Raw genomic sequence first — 24,476 nt, 5'->3', positions numbered from 1 at the left:
AATGAAACTCCAGAAATACTTCATCATGAAAAAAATAGTATTGATAATAGGGTTGCTTAGCCTTGAAATGATTCAGGCACAGGTAGCAATTGGTAAGGAAACAGTGGATGGAGATGGAATTCTCGATTTTAAATCCAATACGACCAATGGTATTCTGCTTCCAATCGTAGAAACGCTTCCCACCAACGCGGTAGAAGGAACTATTCTGATGGATAAAAATGATAAGGTTGTAAAGATGAAAACAGATTCTGAGTGGATTTCGCTCAGCGACCCCGGATCAATTGATAATGTTTCCTTCAATACAAGTACAGAAACACCCGCCCAAACTAATGTGATCATAGGATCTGCCACCACAACTGCCCCCGGCGTATTGGTATTGGAATCTGCAGATAAAGCCTTAATATTACCTAAAGTAGCCGCTCCCGATACCAGTGTTAAAAACCCATTTCCGGGAATGATCTGTTATGATACCGTCAGCAAAACATTAGCTGTATTTGATGGATTGAAATGGAGCTACTGGAAATAGGCTGCAATTAAGATTTCAGACACCAGATATCAGACATCAGACTTTCAACTGCAACTAAAATGGTGAATGGTGAATTTTGCTTCGCAAGTGAATGGTGAATGCTAGATTCAAGAATCAAGAATCAAGAGCCAAGATTTTAAATACAAAATATCAGACATCAGACGATAATTCGTTAGCTTAATTACTATAACTAGCAACCAGCAACTAGCAACCAACAACTCACCAACTAACAACCAAAATTCACCCTAAAACTAATAACTCTCCAAAATCGAAACCCACCTTAATGTAATGAAAGTCTTTTCCGGATTGTTTTATAATCAGTGCTGAGGGACAATAAAAACTATTGATTTCCCGGATGACCTTAATGTAAAAACTGAATAAAAACAATGACCAAGACTTTTGCCCTCTTACTGACTGTTTTCCTTACCATGAGTATTCCGGGACAGCAATTAAACACTTTCTTTTCTACACTTTCTAAAAATAATATGTTCAATGGAAGTGCAGTGGTTTCGCAACCCGGAAAACCAATTTTCTCTGATCAATATGGATTTTCCAATATCGAAAAAAAAGAAAAGTTCAGTGACCAGTCTCAGTTTCCGATCGCATCCGTCACCAAAACATTTACATCAACAGCGATACTTCAGCTTAAAGAAAAAGGAAAACTTAAAATGGATGATTCCGTTCAGAAATATCTTCCGGATTTTCCTTATCCTACGATCAGCATTAAAAACCTGCTTAATAATACCTCGGGGCTGGCAGACTATTACAATCTGTTTGACATACTTCTCAAGGAACAGCCGGAAAAAATAATTTCCAACCAGGATATTATTCCAACCTTTATCCGATTCAAAACACCGCTTACCTTCGAGCCCGGGAGCAAGTGGGAGTATAATAACGTCAATTTTTGCATCGCTGCCCTGATCATTGAAAAAGTATCAGGAATGAGCTATGCCACGTATCTGGAAAAAAATATTTTCAGTCCTGCAAAAATGAAAAATTCATTTGTTCCGAATGACCGGAAGATTAAAAAAATAAACCAGGTAGAATTATATACGTATCCTAATTTGTATTCGACAGGTCTTGTGAATATAAATACCGTAAAAGATCCGTTTCCCATCGCTGCAAAAAGTAATTTTTATGGAAATGGAGGTATTGTTAGCACAGCTTTAGATCTGGAAAAATACCAGAAGACATTATTTAGCCATCAGATTCTTGGAAAGAAGGAATTAGAGGAAGCGTTAACCGCTACGATCCTTAATGACGGAAAGAAAGTGACTTATCCTATTGATGGAAAAGAAGTGAGCTATGGCTTAGGCTGGTTTATGTATACTGATGAAAGTAAAGGGAAAATAGTTTTTCATGACGGATCTATCCACGGACTTACCAGTATTCTGGCGCATAATATCGATAAAAATCAGTCAGTGATTCTCTTATTCAATATGGGAAACAGTCCTGTTTTTTCTATATTGAATGCTGTTTTGCCATTAATTGATCATCGGCCTTATACAATTCCTGCACAGAATCTTTCCAGAATTTATGGGAGTTTACTGGAAAACGGAAATAAGGAGAAAGCCAATCTGCTGATTAAAGAACATCTGAAAAATCCAAATGGCTATGAAGCAACAGAGAGAGATTTTAACAGATTAGGCTATCAATTTCTTAGGAATGGAAAAGGTGAAAATTCTTTGCAGACATTCAGTTCAGCCACATTACTTTTTCCAAAAAGCTGGAATGTTTATGACAGCTATGGTGAAGCATTACTCCAATCCGGTAAAAAGGAAGAGGCCCTTAAAATGTATCAAAAATCTGTGGAACTGAATCCCGAAAATAAGAACGGCAAAGAGATGATCAGTAAAATAGAAGGATAGTCTAAATAGGTCTTTATCTATTCAAAACTTTCAAGTTAAATGATTAAAATTCAATCACCTGATCTCTTTCAGGTGATTTTTTTATTAGAATTGTCATATTCTCAACAAATCCATTAAATTTGGTCTGCCCGATCATTCTGTTCCCGGAATTTCAGAACCTAACCACAGGGTTCACAGGCATTGTAATTTAAATTGACAGACCATTCATGAAAAGAAGAGACTTTTTGAAACAGTGTTCCATTGCGGCGTCCGGCTTGGTTTTGGTAAATGTATTGCCTTCATATGCCCATGCCATGCTTGGAGAGGATCATTTCCCGAAATATAAGTCACTGTTTGAAATCTTCAGCGATCCTGAAAATCATTACCGTCCGTTTGTCCGCTGGTGGTGGAATGGAAACAAAATAGAAAAAGCAGAACTGGCGCGGGAACTCAGGGTTTTAAAAGCTGCCGGAATAGGCGGTGTGGAAATCAATCCGATATCTTTTCCCCTGCGCACGGAAGATACGGGAAAACCGAGTGTAGACTGGTTAAGTGATGAATGGATCGAATTGTTGAGGTTCACTCTTGAAGAGGCGAAATCATTAGGAATGACTTGTGACCTGCTTGTCGGGACCGGATTTCCTATGGGGGGAGATTTTCTGGAAAAAGAAGAATGTTCCCAAATCGTGGTTTTGGCGGTGAAAAAATTCAAGGGTCCTCTTAAAACAGAGTTTTCTCTTTTTGATCTTTACAAAGAGGCGGATCCTGCCATTACCAATCCATACAGCGGAAGAACCATGGAAATGCTGGAAGTGAAGCTTGTTCCCGATCCTTTGAACAGTCTGGATGAGGTCATCAATCTTTCAGACCAGATTAAAAATGGAATGATTAAAGTTTCCATACCCAAAGGAGATTATGCCATTTATGGACTGGTAAAAATAGATCGTTTTATGAGTGTCATCCAAGGTGCCCCGGGTGGAATGGGGCCTGTCCTGAATCATTATGATACAGCAGCTGTAAAGAAATACCTCAACAGAATGAGTGATACCATTCAGCAAAAAATAGGACCATTGGCTCCCAACATCCGGTCTTTCTTCATCGACAGTCTTGAAACGGAAGGAACGAACTGGAACCATGATATGATGAGCGAGTTCCAAAAGAGGAGAGGGTATGACCTGTATCCGTATCTGCCTTTTGTTCTGTTTAAAATCGGAAGTATGGGAAATACGACTGGGGTAAATATCCTTTATCCTGTAAAAATGGGTCCAGAGTTTAAAAAGATGACAGACCGTATGCGGTATGATTTCGAGCTGACGAAAGCTGAACTATTCAGAGAACGTTTTGTACAGACCTTCGCGCAGTGGTGTAAAGACAATAAAATAAAATCAAGGACACAGGCTTACGGACGCGGTTATTTTCCGCTGGAAGGAAGCTTTGAAATAGATATTCCCGAATGTGAAACCTGGCTGAAATATGGAATTGGGGAAGACATCAGTGAAGAGAAATTCACACAGTATCCATGGCATTTGGGTAGGGGAAATACCATGATCAATAAAATGGTGTCTTCAGCCGCTCATTTAAAGGATAAAAAACTCATCAGCTCAGAAGAACTGACCAATACTGATATGGTATTTAACGAAGCTCTGGAAATTCTGAAAATAGCAGGAGACCAGAGCACGATATCCGGAGTTACCCATCCTATTTTTCATGGATTTAACTATTCCCCTCCGGAAGCAGCTTTTCCCGGCTGGATCACCTATGGCGGGTATTTCAATGAGAAAAACACGATCTGGCCTTATTTTAAACATTATACAGATTATCGGGCAAGACTTTCCGCTTTATTGCAACAGGCCACGATGTTTGCGGATATTGCTCTTTTAGCCCCTTTCGCAGATCAATGGACACAGTTTGGAGCACAGAATGAACCTTTTCCAACGGTGGTATCACCTGCTTATCAGGCTTTGATCTGGGAATCTGTCCATCAGAATGGGAATGCCTGTGATTATGTATCGGAACAGGTGATCAGTGATTCAGAGGTGAAGAAAGGTTTTCTTACGTATGGAAAAAGAAAGTACCATACTTTATTTTTAATTGAGGTGCACAGTCTGGATACAGCCACAGCAGAAAAATTGTACGAATTTGTGAGTGATGGTGGAAGAATATTCTGCATTGAAGCTATTCCGGACCGTTCCACAGGCTGGAATCATTACGAAGAAAGAGACCGGAACATACAAAACTGGATCAGCAAAATGCAGACATTTCCGGAACGTTTTATTTTCCTGAATAAGCCTAAATCCGATTTTCTCAATTGGTATAAATCTGTTCAGGAAAAGTATAATATTACCCCTTATGTGAAAATAAAGACACCGAAAACTTTCATCACACAGATACGCTACCAAACCCGGGATGCCGAGATTTTCCTGTTTAATAATTCAAGCAGTAAGAACAGTACACCGCTGGATATCACCTTCGAAAAAAACGTGATCAGAAACAAGCAGGCCTGGATGTGGGATGCGGTAACAGGTAAGCGTTTCAAACTGAATCTTCCGGATGGGCGATTCAATATCGATTTAGGCCCTGCCGATTCAAAGTTAATTGTCTTTGATGGCCATAAAAGAGGCACAACCTGGAAAGAAAGTCCTCTGAGTGGAAAGAATGTGAAAGAAATTGACAACCCATGGAAAGTAGAGTTGATACATTATGATGGGACGGTTAAAAAAGAAGAATTCAACAAGCTAACAGATCTCAAAGAATTGCCGGCCTATAGTCATTTTGCAGGAACAGTCATTTACCGGAATACGTTTCAGATCAAGGACAAAAATGTGGACAGCTACATCAATCTGGGCAAGGTATACGGAATTTGCGAAGTACGCATTAATGGGAAAGAAGCGGGAGTACAGTGGTTCGGAAGGAGAATTTACCCTTTGAACGGTTTAGTCAAAGACGGGGTTAATGAAATTGAGATCAAAGTAGTCACAGTGATGGTCAATTATATGAAAACCCTTAAAGATAATGTGGTAGCACAGTATTGGACCAATCAGAAAAAGAAAGACCAGCCGCTGCAGTCTATGGGATTGGCAGGTCCGGTGACTGTTTATCAGGAGTCTTGAGTGTTTTTTTTTAAACCACAAAAGAGTTTTTATAGTTATTTGCTCTCGCAGATTTCTCTGATATCGCAGATCTAATTCATGCTTTTAAAACATTAAGATCAATGAAGGATGTAAGGTGAGTTAAGAAAAAATCAAATGATTTTTTAAGTTGTGTGTCTTAAAGCGAAGCTAAAACTTAATATTCTTAAAGGCTTAACAGAATCTTAATGGTTTGAAGTTTTTCTCTCGCAGATGATATGGATAAAGCAGATGAGCAAAAGTAAAAATTTGCATCATCTGATTAATCTGCGTGAAATTTTAAAATCACATGATCTGTTCCATTACCTTAATCAGAATCAATGAAATTGATTCCACCTTTGCTTCCCTTTATAAATAGAATAATCAATTTCTTTGCGTTAAAAAAAACTTTATTTGCTCCCAAATTTTGAAATTACCCCCTTATTTATTAGTTTTTTTACAATAAAAGCATAATGAAAAACCGCCTCATAACTAAAATGAGACGGTTTTATTTATTTTAATTTGAAATAATAAATGTGTTAATAAGCTAACGAAGTTCAAGACTGAAGGAAAAAGTCATTAAAAATCAGAAAAAGAAATCCCAATCCCAAAACTAACTTCCAGCCTCCCTCTTCCAGCTTCCAGCCCATTAGTCTACCATCCTAAGTAATAAGTAGGGCTCAGCCAGATTGGGCGATCCATTCCAAAATGTTCCTGCAGCATTTTTTCGGCTTCGCAGAAAGCACCTTCCACCCATCCCTGTTGATCGGAATAAGCTTCCCCGATAATGTGAATAGACTCATCAGCTACCGGTTTTCTCATGTATGGCATTACGTTTTCAACGGAGTATCCGGCTTTCCAGGCATGATATCCTGCTCCGAAAGGTTCATCGGTCCAGTCTTTAAAGTAGGTTACATAAGGATCCGGTATCGTTACATCAGGGCCGTGCAGCTCCCGAAGTTGATTCATCAGTTCATCCACCATCAGCTGGGTCGCCTGAACATCATCCAGTTCGTGCAGTTCCTTCAGTGATGCAGATTTGGCGGCTCTTACTTCGAACAGTAATTTGTCATCGGACAGTGCTTTCCAGAAGGTTTCGGTTTCCATATCTCCGTAGCTTCCCAGTAACATTGAATTATTGGTTTGAGGATCTGTCCCGAAATAATAACACTGTCTCATAGGAAGGTCGGTAATAGAATGCCCGGAATCAATGTCCAGTTGTTTCTCTTTCCACCACGGATATTCAAAGCCCATTAATATTTTAAAAGCAGGTTCCATAATCACCGAACGGATATTGGTATTAAGGACTGAATTTTCATTAGTGTTAAAGAAGAAATTGTTCTGATCCAGAAGCTCCAGAGATTTTCTCGGCATGGCAAGAACCAGTTTATTGGCATATACATTCCATGTCGTGTTGGTTTTCAGATTCAGAAAAGTCAGCTGATATTTATGGGTATGGATTAAAGGATGCGCTTTGGTGAAAGTAAGCAGTTTATTTTCAGACCAGATGCAGGCACCGTCATGTTCCATATAAGAATTGGCTACGGCGTAAGCGATGCTGTCATAGCCTTCCTCAATGGTTTTGTAAATGGTTCCGGCAGAGAAATCTCCCACCATATAAGGAAAAGCTTCCGCAGAATTCCAGTTGATCGTATTGGAGTAGTATCCGCCGGCATTTGCCACAAATTCATAGCCTTCCTGTGAAATCTGATCCTTGATCAGGTTCCAGAATCCCAGATCATTCACCTTACGTCGGTCATAAGGAGAATTAGGGAAATTATAAACCAGCTTAGGTTTGATATCATCCCAGTCTTCACTGGTCAGTTTAAAACTATAATCGTAGATGCTGTCACCTTTGATAATCTTATCACTGTATTTCTCAGCTACCCATGGATCTGCCATCAGCACATCGTAAATAATCTTATTGAATAACTGATCCGAGCTGAAACCGTAATCATCATCATTCAGATAATAACGGGTGGCAAGCTTTTTCCCCTCTTTCTGAGCCACGTCCCACGCATCCTGTTTGAAACGTTCTTTTCTCAGATACATCAATAGTTTGGTAGGATCACCCATCGGGAAAGGAACAGGTGTCATTTTATCTTTCAGGACAGGAGTTCGTTTTGCAGGATCTTCCTCCGAAAGCGGATATCCTTCAATTAAGGTCGTTACAATTTCCTGAGAAGTCAGGTAGCGCATACCACCCAGTTCTCCCCAGAAATTCATTCCCGGCATCACGACAGACTCCAGTCTTCCGCCCAGTTTATTGTTCATATCGAAGATCTGTACTTCACTGGCTTTGAATTTCTTATCAGTGACTAAACGGTAAGCGGTATACAAACCGGAAGTTCCGGCACCAATGATGGCGACTTCTATTTTTAAATCAGGATGTTTTCCTGTGTTTAATGGTGTATTTTTATTCATGGTTGATTGTTTTTAAATGGCTTTAAAGTATTTGCGTCCTAACTGGAAATGAGAAATATCAAAATCCGTATGCCCGTCCAGGGCAAGATCAGACATGATTTTCCCGAGGAATGGAGTGAATTTGGCAGCCCATCCGGTGGCATAGACCACAATGTTTTTATAATTCGGGACATATTTGGGCGCGAAATCAATCAGCAGTTCCTTATTCGGTATTTTGCTTAAAGCGATAAGGCAGGTTGAAGTGTATTCAGGCTCTGTAGCCAATCCTGTCATATGTTGTTGTACCCAATCGGAAGTATAGGCCAGTTCCTGAGGATTGGGAATTAATGTTCTGTCGTTTGGTTCTTCCAAAGGTGTAATGACAAAATCCGGTGCAACACGGATGTATTCCGGGTGATCCCAGTCTACAGAAGGAAAACCATAGAACTGATTGCCATTTTCCTCAATTGCATTCTGGAATACAAACCAGGTTGGATACTGTATGTTGGGATCTGTTTTCTTAAAATAAGCCGAAGACATATTCCAGTACGTAGCTTCTATTTTAAAATCCAGTAAATTGATGACACTGTTAATGTAAGGTCCCGGAATAATCGCCAGTTTTTTAGCAATATAAATTCCGTTAGGAGTCGTAAGTTCAAAGAGATCACCTATCTGTTTGATGTCAAGTACAGGCGAATTTTCTTCTAACTGAACGGTTTCTTCCTGTTTGCAAAGTCCTAAAAGCGTTTCAATTGTTAATTTAAAATTGATGCTTGCACCATCCGGCTGAAACAGTCCGGTGTAATTGTCCGGTAAGTTTTTAAAATGGTACTTTTCTTCGATTTCTTTTGCGGTTAGGGTAGTGTAGGGAACACCCAGTTCTTTCAGGGCCTGCTCAGCCAAAGCAATATTTCCTTCCGTGGAGTGCACTTCAGGGTCTCCAAACCAAAGCGTACCCACTTTATCCAGCAGCGAAGTATTGGTCTTCTTTTCCAGCTCGTCCCAGTAGGGTTGTGCTTCAAGAGCCATTTTCACCATATATTCATCCGGGTAAGGAATACGGAACTGGCGGGAAACTCCGGCAGAACTTCCAAGCTGATTCACAAAAGTGAACTGTTCCAGGACTAATGTTTTAGCCTTTCGTTGGCCAAGATGGTAGGCCGTAGCCAGGCCTATGGCTCCGCCACCAATAACAATGACGTCGTAGTTTTCTGTTTTCATAGGTATTAGTTTTATCTGTTAAATCCATGTATTCATCAAGAATTAAATGATGATCATACAAGCATTTTAAACACTTTTATTTTTATTCTCGCAGATTATGCAGACAGCGCAGATTCACGAACATGAAAATCTGCATCATCTGATTAATCTGCGTGAAATTTTAAAACATGCGATCTGTTCTCATTTGCTTTATCTGAGTCAATGAAGTTGATTCCAACTTTGCTTCCCTAAGTTTTGTACATGATGCACAATTACCGGCCGTGTTTTTCGAAAGGTTTAAACACACGAGTTTTAAATCATGTACAATAACTCGAAAAAAACGGCCGGCAATTGAAGGATATAGACTGGTTATGATTAAGACTTTTTTATGCTTTTATTGAGCTTTGCACATAGCATCCCATGTAGTCCAGAAATGGGCATTAACTGCACCTGGAGGAGGGGTAGTACTGTCTGCAACGATACCTACCATTGAGGCACAGTTGGAATTACAGCCTATTTCATTATAGCTTCCCTGCTGAGGAGGGATCTGGCGCCATGTACCGGTAGATCCGCTTAGTAATTCTACTTTAATATCAAAGATTCCCGAAAGATTAGGCGTCTGAATTTGTTTAGTTGGTGCCTCACTTGAAATAGAATCACTCCAGTTACCCTGTGAGAATGTGACACGCCACGTTGAAATCATTTTGGCTGTATTGTTCTGAGGAGACAGATAAACCCAGAATTGAGCTCCGTTCCCTAATTGAAGCTGACCGGATGAATTGGCGGTTCCGCTTACGTTTGATGTTTCCATGTTGGTTGTATTTTGGTTGGTTAGTTTTTACCACTGCTTTTTTTCAGCGTCTCAGTTGAGGAATTACCCTTTATTGATACCGCTTGATTGGTAGTTCAAAGTAACAAAGAAGGGCGCATTTTTTTTAGAGTAGAAATGACCAATTGCGGTTTTGAGTAGAAATACTTAATCCTTTCAGATCAGATTTAGCGCCTGTATATTTCAGGACATTTGCTAGTGAAGGATGAAATACTTTATCTTTGTTTTTCGGGGTTGATGATAAGATGTTAGCCGAAAATGCCTTTATGAACAACAATAGTTTCTTAGTTTCTGCAAAAGGAATCTGTATTGCAGCTTTTCTTTCCTTCAATACGGTGATATATGCTCAGAAAGCAGCAGATATTTCAACCATTTCAGAGAAAACATTAAGCAGTATTCTGGAAAAAAACAGAACCTATTATACAAAGGGTAAAGTAGCAGATTATATTCCCGAGCTGGGAAAAATGGATGCTAAAGCAATTGCTTTTTCAGTGGTGGAAAAAAACGGAAAGGTATTCAATGTGGGAGATGTACAGAAGAAATTCACCATGCAGAGTATCTCGAAAATCATTGCACTGATGATTGCTGTCAGTGAAAAAGGGGAAGCCAATGTCTTTGATAAAATGGGCTATTTTGGAACCGATCAGCCTTTCAATCATTTTTCCAACCTTGAAACTACGGGCAAGCCATTGAACCCGATGATGAATGCTGGTGCCATTCTCACTACTTCATTAATTTCCGGCGATGGCGAAAAACCATTTCTTAAAATTCTGGATATGGTGCGCTACATCACCAAAAATCAAACCCTTGATTACAGTACATCTGTCTACGAATCCGAAAAATCTACCGGACACCGAAACCGCGGCATGTTTTACCTGATGAAAAACAACGGACTCATTTTAGGAAATGAAGATCAGCTAGATAATTATTTCAGACAGTGTTCTATAGAGCTTACTGCCGAAGATTTGGCTAAAATAGGCTATTTCTTTGCCAATGAATGTGTTCGTTTTGACGGAGACAGCAAGTATAAAAATGCAGAAATGTCAAGACTGATTCAATCCCAGATGCTTATCGCCGGGATGTACGAATTCAGTGGAGAATATGCCAGAACCGTAGGTCTTCCGAGCAAATCCGGCGTTGGAGGCGGAATTACCGTAAGTGTTCCCGGAAAAATGGGAATTGGTGTTTTCAGTCCGGCATTGGATCAACATGGGAATTCTGCAGCGGGCTATCATATGATTTTAGACCTGGTGAAGCAGTATGATCTGAGTTTATTTTAAAGAACTGCATCTTCGTTGTTAAATTCAGGCATCAAACCATTTTATTTTTCAAATCTTTATACTTGGAACGTCCTACCGGAAGCACTTCCCCGGTTTTAATCAATACTCCATAGCGTGTCCCGGGGTTGATGATGATCTTTTCAATCTGTTGAAAATTTACAAGATAAGACTTATGAATACGCTCAAATCTATCGGGAAGAAGCTGCTGCAAATGTTCAAGTGACTTATCGTGGAGCTCATTCTGTCCGTTGCTGAGATGCAGCTCAGTATAAATTCCGGCTCCTTTGATGTAGATCACCTCAGAAATGTTGATCAGACGAACCTGTCCTGCTCTTTTTACAGCGAGGTATTTAATACCTTCATCCGTTTTTAAGGCTGGACTGACAAACCTGGTCAAAGCCTTAAAAAGTCTTTCCTGATCAAAAGGTTTGGGAACAAAATCCAGAACGCCATACGCAAAAGCCGTGATCGCTTTATCGATATTGGCAGAAACAATGATCGTGTGAAAAGAAGCAGCCACCATCTGCTCCAACAACTCAAAACCATTATCGCCATTGAGATTAAGATCGAGTAGAAGTAGGTCGGGAATTTGTGTCGAAACCTGATCAAGTCCCTTTTGCAGCGAATCACAGATGATGATTTCATTCGGCCTGTCTGCAAAAAATTCAGAGGTCATACGCTGTAAACGGCGGGCAATTCTGGCTTCGTCCTCTATAATAACTATATTCATTACTTTAAAATTTGAATGGTAGACCTCCAGCCGTTTTCCGTAGCACCCGATTCGAATGCCCAGTTTGAGCCATAACTTTCAGTCAGTCTTGCTTTGATATACTTAAAACCGTTTCCACCCGTGCGGTCTGTCATGATTTGTCTGTTCTTCGCTACAGTTTCAAAAATATACTGATGCGCCTCTTTTGACACAGAATAATGGAGTATAAATTGAATCGTATTTCCAGACAAAGGCTCACTGTGGGTAATACCATTCTCGAGCAACGTATGAATAACCGCCGGCGGGATCAGCTGAGTTTCATCGATTCCCTTTTCCTCCCAGGTATAATTCATTTCTTTCCGGAAGCCCATCACCGATATATGTTGACGACAGAGCTCCAGTTCTTTGGTGACAGGGATCAGAGTCTGTTCAGAGATCTCGTTCATAATGTCAAATTCTGTGGCCAATGCCTGTATAAAACGGGCACCATCTTTGGGGGATTCTTCCACCCAATCCATCATTGAAGTCAGGGTGTTCCTTAAAAAATGAGGTTGAATATTCTTTTTAAGCAGCTCCATTTGAAGTCTTGATGAAAGCAAAATGGCATTCTGGTGTTCCGCCTCAATAACACTGGTACGGATAGAATGAAGATAAAGCATCGACAGCACAATAATGGTAAAACTAATGAACAAACCGAAATCATAAACCACAATCCTGTTGACCAATGCACTCGCCAAAAGAGCTGCCAGAGCAATAAAACCTCCTTTTTCCTTTTGAATAATACCATTTAGAACCACAATAAAAGCAGCGATCAGCATAGCCAGACTGTAGAGCCGGGCAGTCAGGTCATAATGGCCATAATTGAACCAATAGAGTCCCAACAATGTAAGCAGAAGAGCGAGCATCAGCCATTTTCCATGTCTGAAATTAAACTGAATCATAAAATACCACGGAACCAGCAATGCATTGGCAAATGTCAGCCATCCGATGATCTCAAGACGAATGAAAAATTCAGAATAAGGAATCACCACATGGAATTTCAGATATTCCATGATCAGTAAAGTGAAAAAAAGAAGACAGATGGTTGCAAAAATCAGGATGTCCTTCTGTCTCCGTTTGCTGTTCAGATAAAGGAAAAAATAATAAACTGCCGCGATCAGAAAAGCTCCGGCCATCAGGTTCATATAAGCCATTGTGATCAATGGTCTTGTGATTAATTTTGTGTAATTATTGATGTCAAATCCAATGCTCCGCTGCATATCCGGATGCAGTGACTGAGAACTGCGCATGGCAATGGTATGAAGACCAGGCGAAATCAGATGATCCGGAATCCTGTAATAGCTGCACTCAGTTCCCGGGATTTCAGGATTTCCGTTTTTTGGAAGCTGTCCGTTTTTACCAATCAGGATACCATCCCAATACACTTCAAAAGCCCCGAAAGAATCAATCTGAAGTCCCAGAGGAGTCAGTTCGTTCTCCACCGGACGCAGGTCGAGCTGCGTACGTGACCAGAATATCTTGTCTGATGTGTTGCCTCTCGTTTCCGACCAGTCTTTATCGTTATAGTTTTTATCAGCCCATGTCATATGGTCTCCGGTTTTATAGACCGGTATCGGGTCCTCATTACGGATAACAGGCGTGGCCAGCAGGCTGAGCAGCGTTAATAAAAATATTAAATTATGCATCATGTAAATATACAAGCTAATTTGAAAAACCGGATGTTGTTTGAAAGCCCGTAGAGTTGTTCAGATGTTTCTGCAGTGAATGGCTGTTTCTGCGATTTAAATTTACATCATGAAACAAGTAGTCATCATTATTTTTACCCTCTTTTCTGTTCAGTATTCATTAGCACAGAAAGCTCAGGTCACCGGAATCATTCAGGAAAAATCTGCCGTACCTATATCTTATGTAACGGTAACATTAAAGGAAAGTGGAGATAAAGCCATTGCAGCCGGTATTTCGGACAGTAAAGGCATATTCAGACTGGAAAGCATTCCGGCCGGAAAGTATACCATCAGTTACAGCCTTGCAGGTTTTCAAACGATGAGCAGGCCTGTAGAAGTTAAATCTGATGAGGTAATGAATTTAGGGACGGTCGTTTTAGAATCTGATACAAAACTTTTGCAGGAAGTCTCCGTAACTGGGCAGCGTTCATCCATAAGTTTAAAACTGGACAAAAAAGTTTTTGAAGTAGGTAAGGATGTCCTCTCGCAATCGGGAGCAGTAACGGATCTTCTCAACGTTGTTCCCTCGGTGAGTGTAAGCCCCGGTGGAGAAATCAGTCTGCGGGGGAATAATAATGTATTGGTATTGATTGACGGTCGCCGGACCGGACTGACTCAGGGTAATGCTTTGGAACAGGTGCCTGCCGATCAGGTAGAGCGTGTGGAAGTGATCACGAATCCTTCTTCCAGATTTGATGCGGCTGGTTCTGCAGGGATTATCAATATCATCCTTAAAAAGAATAAAAAAGGAGGATTCAGTGGGCAGCTACGTCTGGTAGGCGGTATTCCCAATGAAACGCGGATCAGTCCGAGTCTGAATTATAAATCGGACAGGCTCAATCTGTTTGCGACTTATGGCATTCGGTTATCTGATTATGTAGGTTTATACACAATGAAACAGTCCACCGGACTTTCAGGAGAAAGAGTTGATTTGAACAGAAGACAGGATGAGGACAGACATGATGATGCCAAATTGCTCTACTTTGGAGCAGACTTTAAGATCAATGATCATAATACCATTACCGCGGCTTTCATGCGAAACTCAACGCATGATCACGACAAGACCCAACTGAACTATGTCTATTCAAATAAAAACGGGGCTATAGACAGCAGCCTCACCAGAAAGGGCGAATCATGGGAAAAACGGAGCTATAATCAGCTCGAATTGAATTACACCAAAAACTTCGCTAAGGCAGGTAAGAAACTGACAGTAGATATGCAGTATGATTTCTGGGACAGCGACAAAGACTGGAATTTATCAACCAGCAAAGTATTTCCAACTGCCATTGACTTACCTATGATCAGAACAGGTTCAATGGGAGCCAGTAAAGACTTTATGATTAAAACAGATATGATACAGCCGCTTGACAGTACGTCTACCCTTGAATTCGGTTTAAAATTAGAGGACCGCAGAGTGAACAGCGACTTTATCGCAGAACAACAAAATTCTGCAGGTTGGGAAATCATTGAACAGATTGATAATCATTTGTTATATAAAGAATTGATTGGAAGCGCTTATGTACAGTTTTCCGGAAAGACTGGAGCTTTGAGTTATCAGACTGGTTTGCGTGGCGAACTCACCCATATCGGGATCGAAGACCGCGCGGGAAGCTATAGCAATAAAAAAGATTATAACCGACTGTTTCCGACATTCAATGTAAGTTACCGTTTCAATGAACGGTCAACTTTACAAGGAAGTTACAGCAAGCGAATCAACAGGCCAAGACTGGGCATGATTTATCCTTTTAATGAACTGACTGATCTGACCAGTCGTTATGTAGGAAATCCGGATCTTAATCCATCATACGCCAATGTCTTTGAAATCGCTTTCCTTAAAAACTGGAAGACGCTTACGTTGAATCCATCCTTCTATTATCAGCGAAATACCGGAGTGATGGAGGATTATACGTTCCGGAATGCAGAAGGGCTGTTTATCACAATGCCGGTTAATATCAATAGGGAAACCCGTTATGGTTTTGAACTGTCAGTACTCTATAATCCGGTAAAATGGCTGCAGGTGAATACAGAATTTAATCTGTTCCATTATGCCGAACAGGGAAGTTATAAAGATCAGAGTTTCGACTATTCCGGGAATACCTTAACCGCCCGTGTAAGTGCTCAGCTGAAGCTGAAAAACAAACTTGCTTTTCAGACGCTATATAATTTCAGAGGAGCCAATGCTACTGCACAAACCCGCACAGATGCTCTTCACAGCATTGATTTTGGACTCAGCAAGACTTTTTTAAAAGACAAAGCGACCCTGATGTTCGATGTCAGTAACCTCTTTGGATTACGAAAGTCAAACAGCAGAACCGTAGGAACAGATTATGAAATCAGCCAGATCAATATTCCTAATGCCGCACGCTATCGGTTAACGCTGGTTTATAGATTTAATCAAAAAGACAATCAGACGGTACGACAAGCCAAAAGCGGAAACAGGGATTAATTTATAGGTATTTTAATTAAAAAAACAACATCTGCTTGATCTGTGAAATCTGCGAGCTTAAAATAGGTCTTGCCAATTTTGCAGATCACGCGAATTCTTTTACCATTCTGGTGTGATTTTTTTGACTTAAATTTGGTCTTCCGTCTTCTATGACGGGAAAAAAATACTGACAGATGGCAGATGAAATACAGATTTTAAAAGATTTCGTGGAGGGGAAACTTTCCGATAAAGACTTTGAACAGCAGCTTTACACCAATCAGGATTTAGAAAAACAGCTTTCAAATCCGGCAATAGATTGGCAGGGAACTTATTTACAAAACACCACTGCTTACTTTTATCTGATTGAGCAGGATTATAAAAATGCTGAAGGAAGACTCAATGCTCACGGAGCGGTACAACTGTTTTTAAGCAAAATTGGAGTAGAGATCATAGCTTCTCCACAAAAGTCTGATGAGTATGAATTCATTTTAAGTACCAGTCCCAAATATATTGACACTGATGCCGGATTTATCGAACAGTATATTCTGCCGAAAGACAAAACACTTTCAAAATCTGAACAGAAACAATACATAAAGCAACGCTACACGGAACTTTTTAAATTCCAGACCAAACCACCCAAGTGGATACAGAATCCGGAATGGCCTGTTAAGAACAATCTGCCTCTTTTCTTTTTAGGACAGATTGAAATAAAAAAAGGAGAATTTTTCCATGATGAGGGAAGTATGTACCTCTTTATGGATCCCGCGACAGGCATTATGGAGACTGTGAAACAATTTTACTGATTTTAATCAATAAAGCGGCTACAATGATTGCAGGTTTATTTTTTTCATTAAAACTTCTATTAATAGATGATACTATTTTGTTAACCGAATAATAAGGCGGTTTTTATAATCTTCTTATTCTCATAACGTTGCTTCCCGGTAACGTTATTTTTTTTGCGAAAATCCTATGAAATTTTGTCATTGTTTTTTCAAAATTCTGAATTTTATGATTTTTTTTAACGGATTATCAAACTCAGTTTTTCCAGAATTCATACGCTTTTGTAGGCGTGTTATATTTTTGTAATATTGGAAAAATAATTCTCTTATTTTTGAAATATTATAGTTTTTATTTCTATATTTGTCTTACATTAATCAATTATAAACAATTATAATTGAATCTGATAGACTGTACCGTCTTATTTTCTGAGAATAAAAATATAAATTGCTTTTTTTAATATTATTTAAATTGATAATAATTTATTGTTAAAAAATTATTATCAATTTTCATTTATGGTTAGAAATGTAATATAAATTTATTATTTTTATTCCCTCATAACTAGCAAACGCTCATGATGCCGAAAGGTCCAGCGTTTTGTTATGGAGTTTCTAGTTATCACCTCAATACCATAAATGCAATGAAAAACTTAACCATTCTTGGATTAACGCCTTTTGAAAAGCCGGATGTCAGTCTTATGCCTAAATTGCACCAGGCGGGTGCATTTCCCATCTTAAGCTTAGGACACCATGCAACAGCCGCTCAGGAAGCACTGAACCAACTTGATCAGACAGATGTACCTTCTTATGGTATCTATCTACCGAACGACAAATTTATATCCCTGCAGATCCCGAAAAAAGTAAGTTTCGCGATCCTTCCGTCCGGAGTTTCAATGAATATTGTACCGGATCTGCCTGTTATATATCAGGTAACCAGTTTAGATGAAGCCAGGCTGGCCCAACAGTCGGGTGCAGAAGGGATTATTATAAAAGGAAATGAGGCAGGAGGCCTGGTAGGCTATGAATCAACTTTTGTACTGTTTCAGCGTGTCATTAAGGAAATCCAGAACATCCCTGTTTGGGTACAGGGCGGAATAGGACTGCACACAGCTGCCGCAGTAAAATCATTGGGAGCAGCCGGAATTGTACTCGATAGCCAACTGGCGTTATTCCCGGAGAGTTCCGTTCCTCAGGAAATCAAAGACCTGTCCTCAAAACTCAACGGTACCGAAACTAAAATTATAGCCAACCATCGGGTATTGGTGAGACCTAACTCACCTGCATTACCTGAAAATGTCACGGCCGAAGAGCTGAGACAATATTTCACTGATCTTGATCCAAGTAAGAGTTATATTCCTATGGGTCAGGATATTTCATTGGCTGTAGATCTGTATGAAGATTTCAAAACCCTGAAAAAAATGGTTTTTGGGTTCAAAGAAGCCATGTATGGTCACCTGAAGCAGGCTAAAGCACTTGAGGTCATCAGTGAAAATAATATAATGGCCCAAAAGCTGGGATTACGTTATCCTATCGCACAGGGTCCAATGACCCGTGTCAGTGATGTTCCGTTGTTCGCCAACGCGGTAGCAGACGCAGGAGCTTTGCCTTTTGTTGCTTTGTCTTTACTGAAAGGTGAGCAGGCGAAAGCTTTGGTGATGGAAACTAAAAAACTGGCTGGTGAAAAAACATGGGGTGTAGGTATTCTTGGATTTGCTCCTCAGGAATTAAGAGAAGAGCAGACGGCTTACATATTGGAAGCCAAACCTCCGGTAGTTCTTATTGCAGGAGGAAGACCTGCACAGGCTAAGGTATTCGAAAAGGCGGGTATCACAACCTTTCTTCATGTTCCTTCTCCTGCATTGCTGGATATTTTCCTGAAAGAAGGCGCTACCAATTTCATCTTTGAAGGCCGTGAGTGCGGTGGTCACGTAGGTCCGCTTTCAAGCATGGTGCTTTGGGAAAAACAGATTGAACGTATTTTAAAAGAAGAACATCCGGAAAATATCAGCGTCTTTTTTGCAGGCGGAATTCACAATGCATTTTCAACGGCATTTGTTTCTATCATGGCAGCACCTTTGGCAGCCAGAGGCGTAAAAGTTGGCGTATTGATCGGAACTGCTTATTTATATACAGAAGAAGCCGTTCGTACCGGAGCTATTCAGGAAGAATTCCAGGTACAGGCGATGCAGGCAAAAGACACGGTCTTACTGGAAACGGCACCGGGACACGAGACGCGTTGCTTAAATACAGCTTTTGCTAAACATTTCAGCACCGAAAAAATTAAACTTCTGGCAGCCGGAATGGATAAAAAAGAAGTTTGGGAGCAGCTTGAAAAACTCAATGTGGGCCGACTTAGAATTGCTGCAAAAGGAATCGATCGTCAGGGCGACAAATTGGTTAATGTTCCTAAAAACGAACAGTTGGATTTGGGAATGTACATGATCGGTCAGGTGGCTACGATGCAAAACCGCGTGATTTCCCTTGCATCCCTTCATCAGAACGTAAGTATTGATAACTATAAATATATTGAAGAGGCGGCTTTACCGGAACAGCCGGTATCCACAGAAAAACCTCTGGATGTAGCGATTGTCGGGATGGAATGTATTTTCCCGGGCGCTAAAAACCTTGAAGAATACTGGCGAAATATCATCCTGGGAAGAGACAGTGTCACAGAAGTCCCTGATGAGCGTTGGAATAAAGAACTTTACTACCATCCGGATTCAGACGGACCGGATGTATCTCACTCAAAATGGGGGGGATTTATTCCAAAAATTGATTTCGATCCTTTGGCATTCGGGATTCCTCCTCAATCTCTTGCTGCCATTGAGCCAACACAACTGTTAACTTTATTGGTTGCCAAGCGCGCGATGGAAGATGCAGGCTATGGAGAAAAACACATCAACAGAGAAAATATTTCTGTTATTATAGGTGCTGAAGGCGGTAATGATCTGGCCAACAGCTATAGTTTCAGAGGATACTATAAACAGGTTTTCGGAGAGCTTCATGAAGAAGTGAAACAGGCATTTCCACATACGACGGAAGATTCATTCCCGGGTATTTTGGCGAATGTGATCGCAGGTAGGATTACGAACCGTCTGGATCTTGGCGGAAGAAATTTCACTGTAGATGCGGCTTGTGCTTCTTCTTTAGCAGCTATTGATCTGGCTTGTCAGGAACTGATATTAGGAAAATCCGATATGGTTCTTGCCGGCGGAGCAGATTTACATAACGGAATCAATGATTATCTGATGTTTTCCAGTACCCACGCCCTTTCCAGAAAAGGAAGATGTGCTACATTTGACGGAGATGCTGACGGAATTGCCCTTGGAGAAGGCGTTGCAATCCTTGTCTTAAAAAGATATGAAGATGCCGTTCGTGATGGTGACCGTATTTATTCTGTGATCAAAGGAGTGGGAGGATCAAGTGACGGAAAAGCACTGGGTCTTACGGCCCCGAGAAAAATAGGACAAGTACGTGCTTTAGAGCGTGCTTATTCCCAAGCAGGGATTAGTCCAGCGGCAGTTGGTTTAGTGGAAGCTCATGGAACCGGAACTGTAGTAGGAGATAAAACCGAACTGAGTGCACTGACGAATTTATTCAGCCGTTCAGGAGCGATACCGGGACAGACTCACTTAGGTTCTGTAAAGACACAGATCGGGCATACCAAATGTGCCGCAGGATTAGCCGGACTGATCAAAGCTTCACTGGCAGTATATCATGGTGTAAAACCACCGACACTTCACTTACAGCAGCCTAATGCTTATTATAATGCCCAAACCAGTCCTTTTGCTTTTTATGCAGAAAGTGGACTGTGGGGTGAGAAAAACCGTTATGCCGGAATCAGTGCTTTCGGATTCGGAGGAACCAATTTCCATACGGTTATTGCTAATCATCCCAAGGAAGACGATTCTGCTGTATTGCAGTCGTGGCCGTCAGAATTATTTGTATTCCGTGGAGATACGTATGAGGATGCGAAAATTCCATTGTCACAGATTAAATCTCTATTGGAGGTTAATGGTGATATTCCATTAAAAGATATGGCATACAGCTTAGCGGTAGGCTCAGAAAAACCAATTCAGTTAACCATCGTTGCTGACACTGCCGAACATTTGATGATGAACATCGAACTGGCATTATCAGGAATTGAAAGTAAAGACACGTTCACAGTGAATAAACGCGATGGTAAGGTAGTTTTCCTGTTCCCTGGACAAGGTAGTCAAAGAATCAATATGGCCCGCGATCTGTTCGTAGCTTTTCCGGCTATGCGTAACCTGATCGAAGCATATCCTGAACTGGAGAAAGTAGTTTTCCCTTCAACAACGTTTGATGAAGCTGCTTTAAAACAACAGAAAGAAACCATTAAAGATACCCGCCTGGCGCAACCTATCTTAGGAATTGTTGACCTGGCTTTAGCTAAATTCCTGAAATCACTGGACATCGTTCCGGATATGGTGGCAGGTCACAGCTATGGTGAATTGCCAGCTTTATGTTTTGCCGGGGTTTTTGAAGAAGAAAAACTGGTTGATCTAAGTATTCAAAGGGCTCACGCCATTTTGGATTCAGTAGAAGGAGGTGATCCGGGAACTATGATTGCGGTAAGCGCAACCAGAGAACAGTTGCAGCCGGTTTTAAACAAGACAGAAGGCTGTTATCCGGTTAATTATAACGCTCCGACCCAATGTGTAGTGGCAGGAAGTACGCCGGCTATCAATAAATTAATGGAGATCCTTAAACAGGAACGTATCTCTGCAAAGAAATTAGAAGTTGCATGTGCATTCCACAGCCCGTTATTGGCCAAGTCCAAAGGCTTATATAATGAGGTTTTAAAAGATATTCCTTTCCAGGAAATGCAGATTCCGGTTTGGTCGAATACAACGGCTGAAACCTATCCTGCAGCGTCTTCAGCAATCAAGGAAAGACTGACGGATCATCTGGTACAGCCCGTGAGATTTGTAGAAGAACTTCAGGCGATGTATGCAGACGGAGCCAGAATATTCATCGAAGTAGGCCCTGGAAAAGTTCTTTCCGGACTGACTAAATCCTGCTTAGAGAAAGATCAGCTGACCCTTTACGTAGAAGACAGCAACCGAAATAAACTAAGCCATCTTCTTTCCATGCTGGCGCAATATCTGGGAACTGGCAGAAGCTTCAGCATTGAAAAACTTTTCGATGGCCGTAATGCCAGACTGATTCATATAGACCAGCCTGAACTGTATAAGAAAAATCCAGCCATCTGGCGTGTGAACGGACAAATGGCGCATCCAACCACAGGTAATCTGCCGGCTAACGGTGCATTACCGATATTAAATCCTATTCCCATGAACAATTTTACGAATAACCAACCAGCTCCTGTAGCCGAATCTCAGCCTGCCGCTGAACGTATGCTTCAGGAATATTTAAATACCATGAAACAGCTGATTCAGGCACAGCGTGATGTGATGCTTTCCTTCCTGGGACAGAATCCACAAGTCAGCCCTGCACCTGTTTATGCTGCGCCGGTACAAACACCAGTGAACGATCGTTTGGTGACGATTCCTGCACAGCCTGTCCATGTAGAAAAGCCTGCTGCTGTTGCGGTAAAACAGGCTCCGGTAAAAGATATTAAAACCCTGTTGCTACAGGTGGTCAGCGATAAAACAGGATATCCTCACGAAATGCTCGGCATGGAAATGGACCTGGAGGCTGATTTGAGTATTGACTCTATCAAAAGGGTAGAAATCATCGGAACGCTTCGTAGTGAACTGGGAGCGCTTACATCAGGTAATGCCGATGAAGATACGGTCATGGAAAAATTAGCATCGATCAAAACGTTAAGCGGTCTGGTTTCCTGGTTAACAGAATTGACAGGAACTTCAACAGCAACTCCCGAAAAAAACGGAACTGCAGTAACACAGGCAGCAGAAGCAGAAAGCAAATCTGCATTCTCTCTTGAAGAGCTTCAAAATGTCATTTTGGATATCGTCAGTGAAAAAACAGGTTATCCGAAAGAAATGTTGGGATTAGATCTTGACCTTGAAGCAGACCTGAGCATTGACTCTATTAAAAGAATGGAAATTATCGGAGACCTTAAAACCAAAATAGGTTTTGGTCAGGATATGGATCAGGCGGATGACCTGATGGAAAAACTGGCGGCCATTAAAACATTAAAAGGACTGGCCTCATGGATCAGCGAAATGAGTGGAAACACCGATGCTGATGCTGAACCTGTTCAGAATTTATTGTCACGTCTTCGTTTTGACCTCACTCCAACCGATGTTTCTACAGAACAGAATACAGAAATCATAAAGGGAAAACGTTTTGCCATCACTCAGGACAACAGTCCCCAAACGATGGCGATCAAAAATACCCTTGAAAAATATGGAGCTATCGCAGAATTGGTAGATACTGAAAGAGATCTTAAAGATTTTGACGGATTAATCATTCTGGATCTGTTCTCCTCAACCGTAAAACACAGCATTATTGATCACGTGGATCAGATCAAGAAACTGGATCTTGATAAAGCCAAATGGGTGTATCTGATTTCAGACATTCCGGCTCATATTCAGGAACTGACTGATACCCGTCTTTTACGTCATTACAAAGGCTATCCGGGACTTTTCAAAAGTTTAGCGAGAGAGTTTGAACAAACCTCGTGCAGGCTGATCAGTCTGAGTACGCCACAGGAGGTTGATCAGATTACAGAAATTGCTTTAAAAGAAATATTAACCACAGATAAGCCTTCCGAAGTCGTTTACAAACACGACCAAAGGCATAAAATAGAGATCATCCCTTCTCCATTGTCAACAAGCCTTGAAGAAGCGCATATCCAGCTGGATCAGGAATCTGTAGTCCTGGTACTCGGAGGCGGACAGGGAATCACTTCCGAATTGGTGAAGCATATGGCCGGAGCGTATCCTTGTACTTATATTCTTGTAGGAAGATCAGCAGATCCTAGAGATGTCATAGCGGACCTTAAAGAAGTGGAAGCCATGAAAACCAAGGAAGAAATAAGAAGCTATCTTATTAAAACCGGAAAATTCACTTCTCCTTCCGAAATAGAAAAAGAGACCGTAAGAATTTTCAAAAACAATCAGATCCTTCGCACGATCCGTGATATGGAACAACTGGGAAGTACAGTGGTGTATCAATCCTTAGATCTTTGTGACGAAGAAGGATTATCAGATTTGATCAAAAACATTTACGACAAATATGCACGTTTAGACGGAGTTATTCATGGAGCAGGTCTTTTGGAAGACAAACTGTTCAGACAGAAAACCTCCAGTTCATTTGAGCGTGTATTCGATACAAAAGTAAAACCGCTTCGTGTATTGGCAGAACAACTTCGAGCTGACTGTCAGTTTGTAGTGCTCTTCTCAAGTATCGCTTCTGTATACGGGAACAAAGGGCAGACAGATTATGCTGCGGCCAACTCTGTACTGGATGATTATGCGAAAGCTTTAAACAAAAAATTAAAAGGAAAAGTAATCTCCATCAACTGGGGCCCATGGAAAGGAGCCGGAATGGTTTCATCGACTCTGGAAACAGAATATGAACGTCGCGGTATTTCTTTAATTCCATTGGACCAGGGGAAAGAAATCTTCCTTAACGAGATCAAATACGGAACCGAAAGTCAGGTATTGATCATGTCCGGAAACAACTGGTAAACCTCTG

Annotated in this window: 12 protein-coding genes; 7 read left to right on the top strand and 5 right to left on the bottom strand. The window is 40.9% G+C overall.

Annotated elements, in window-relative coordinates; genetic code table 11:
• Nucleotides 1-25: 25 nt before the first annotated feature.
• The 3 genes from IW22_RS15760 (at nucleotide 26) to IW22_RS15750 (ending at nucleotide 5,483) form a co-directional block, all read left to right on the top strand.
• On the top strand, nucleotides 26-526 hold the full coding sequence (locus tag IW22_RS15760) for a hypothetical protein (RefSeq protein WP_034728306.1): 501 nt from the start codon (nucleotides 26-28) through the stop codon (nucleotides 524-526).
• A 386-nt stretch (nucleotides 527-912) separates the two neighbouring features.
• Nucleotides 913-2,394 carry a serine hydrolase domain-containing protein gene (locus tag IW22_RS15755; RefSeq protein ID WP_081873963.1) on the top strand — a complete coding sequence of 494 codons (1,482 nt, stop codon included), beginning with the start codon at nucleotides 913-915 and terminating at the stop codon, nucleotides 2,392-2,394.
• 206 nt (nucleotides 2,395-2,600) lie between these two features.
• A complete protein-coding gene (locus tag IW22_RS15750; RefSeq protein ID WP_034728189.1) occupies nucleotides 2,601-5,483 on the top strand; it encodes a glycosyl hydrolase in 2,883 nt (960 codons plus the stop codon).
• Nucleotides 5,484-6,134: 651 nt separating this feature from the next.
• On the opposite strand, the gene IW22_RS15745 is transcribed toward IW22_RS15750, so the two are convergent.
• The 3 genes from IW22_RS15745 to IW22_RS15735 all read right to left on the bottom strand — a co-directional run bounded on the left by IW22_RS15745 (nucleotide 6,135) and on the right by IW22_RS15735 (nucleotide 9,894).
• On the bottom strand, nucleotides 6,135-7,904 hold the full coding sequence (locus IW22_RS15745; RefSeq protein ID WP_034728188.1) for a flavin monoamine oxidase family protein: 1,770 nt from the start codon (nucleotides 7,902-7,904) through the stop codon (nucleotides 6,135-6,137).
• A 12-nt stretch (nucleotides 7,905-7,916) separates the two neighbouring features.
• Nucleotides 7,917-9,104 carry an FAD-dependent oxidoreductase gene (locus tag IW22_RS15740; RefSeq protein WP_034728187.1) on the bottom strand — a complete coding sequence of 396 codons (1,188 nt, stop codon included), beginning with the start codon at nucleotides 9,102-9,104 and terminating at the stop codon, nucleotides 7,917-7,919.
• Between the two features lie 373 nt (nucleotides 9,105-9,477).
• Nucleotides 9,478-9,894, bottom strand: coding sequence for a hypothetical protein (locus tag IW22_RS15735; protein WP_034728185.1), 417 nt, complete (start codon nucleotides 9,892-9,894; stop codon nucleotides 9,478-9,480).
• A 284-nt stretch (nucleotides 9,895-10,178) separates the two neighbouring features.
• Between IW22_RS15735 and glsA the strand changes: the two genes are divergently transcribed.
• Nucleotides 10,179-11,192 carry a glutaminase A gene (glsA, locus tag IW22_RS15730; RefSeq protein WP_034728304.1) on the top strand — a complete coding sequence of 338 codons (1,014 nt, stop codon included), beginning with the start codon at nucleotides 10,179-10,181 and terminating at the stop codon, nucleotides 11,190-11,192.
• Nucleotides 11,193-11,223: 31 nt separating this feature from the next.
• On the opposite strand, the gene IW22_RS15725 is transcribed toward glsA, so the two are convergent.
• Nucleotides 11,224-11,922 carry a LytR/AlgR family response regulator transcription factor gene (locus tag IW22_RS15725; protein WP_034728183.1) on the bottom strand — a complete coding sequence of 233 codons (699 nt, stop codon included), beginning with the start codon at nucleotides 11,920-11,922 and terminating at the stop codon, nucleotides 11,224-11,226.
• Nucleotides 11,922-13,589, bottom strand: coding sequence for a histidine kinase (locus IW22_RS15720; RefSeq protein WP_034728180.1), 1,668 nt, complete (start codon nucleotides 13,587-13,589; stop codon nucleotides 11,922-11,924). The genes IW22_RS15725 and IW22_RS15720 overlap by 1 nt, the downstream gene beginning before the upstream one ends.
• A 106-nt stretch (nucleotides 13,590-13,695) precedes the next feature.
• On the opposite strand from IW22_RS15720, the gene IW22_RS15715 reads away from it, so the two are divergent.
• From IW22_RS15715 to IW22_RS15705, 3 genes are all read left to right on the top strand, one after another.
• Nucleotides 13,696-16,071, top strand: a complete 2,376-nt coding sequence (locus IW22_RS15715) for a TonB-dependent receptor domain-containing protein (RefSeq protein WP_034728178.1) — start codon at nucleotides 13,696-13,698, stop codon at nucleotides 16,069-16,071.
• Nucleotides 16,072-16,244: 173 nt separating this feature from the next.
• Complete coding sequence (locus tag IW22_RS15710; RefSeq protein ID WP_034728176.1) at nucleotides 16,245-16,853, top strand: hypothetical protein; 609 nt, start codon at nucleotides 16,245-16,247, stop codon at nucleotides 16,851-16,853.
• A 614-nt stretch (nucleotides 16,854-17,467) separates the two neighbouring features.
• Nucleotides 17,468-24,469, top strand: a complete 7,002-nt coding sequence (locus IW22_RS15705; protein ID WP_034728301.1) for a type I polyketide synthase — start codon at nucleotides 17,468-17,470, stop codon at nucleotides 24,467-24,469.
• Nucleotides 24,470-24,476 lie beyond the last annotated feature (7 nt).

The organism is Chryseobacterium sp. JM1 (assembly GCF_000737715.1).
Lineage (GTDB): Bacteria > Bacteroidota > Bacteroidia > Flavobacteriales > Weeksellaceae > Chryseobacterium.
Note: the sequence above shows the minus strand (reverse complement) of the source record. Positions and strands in the feature narration are given on the sequence as shown.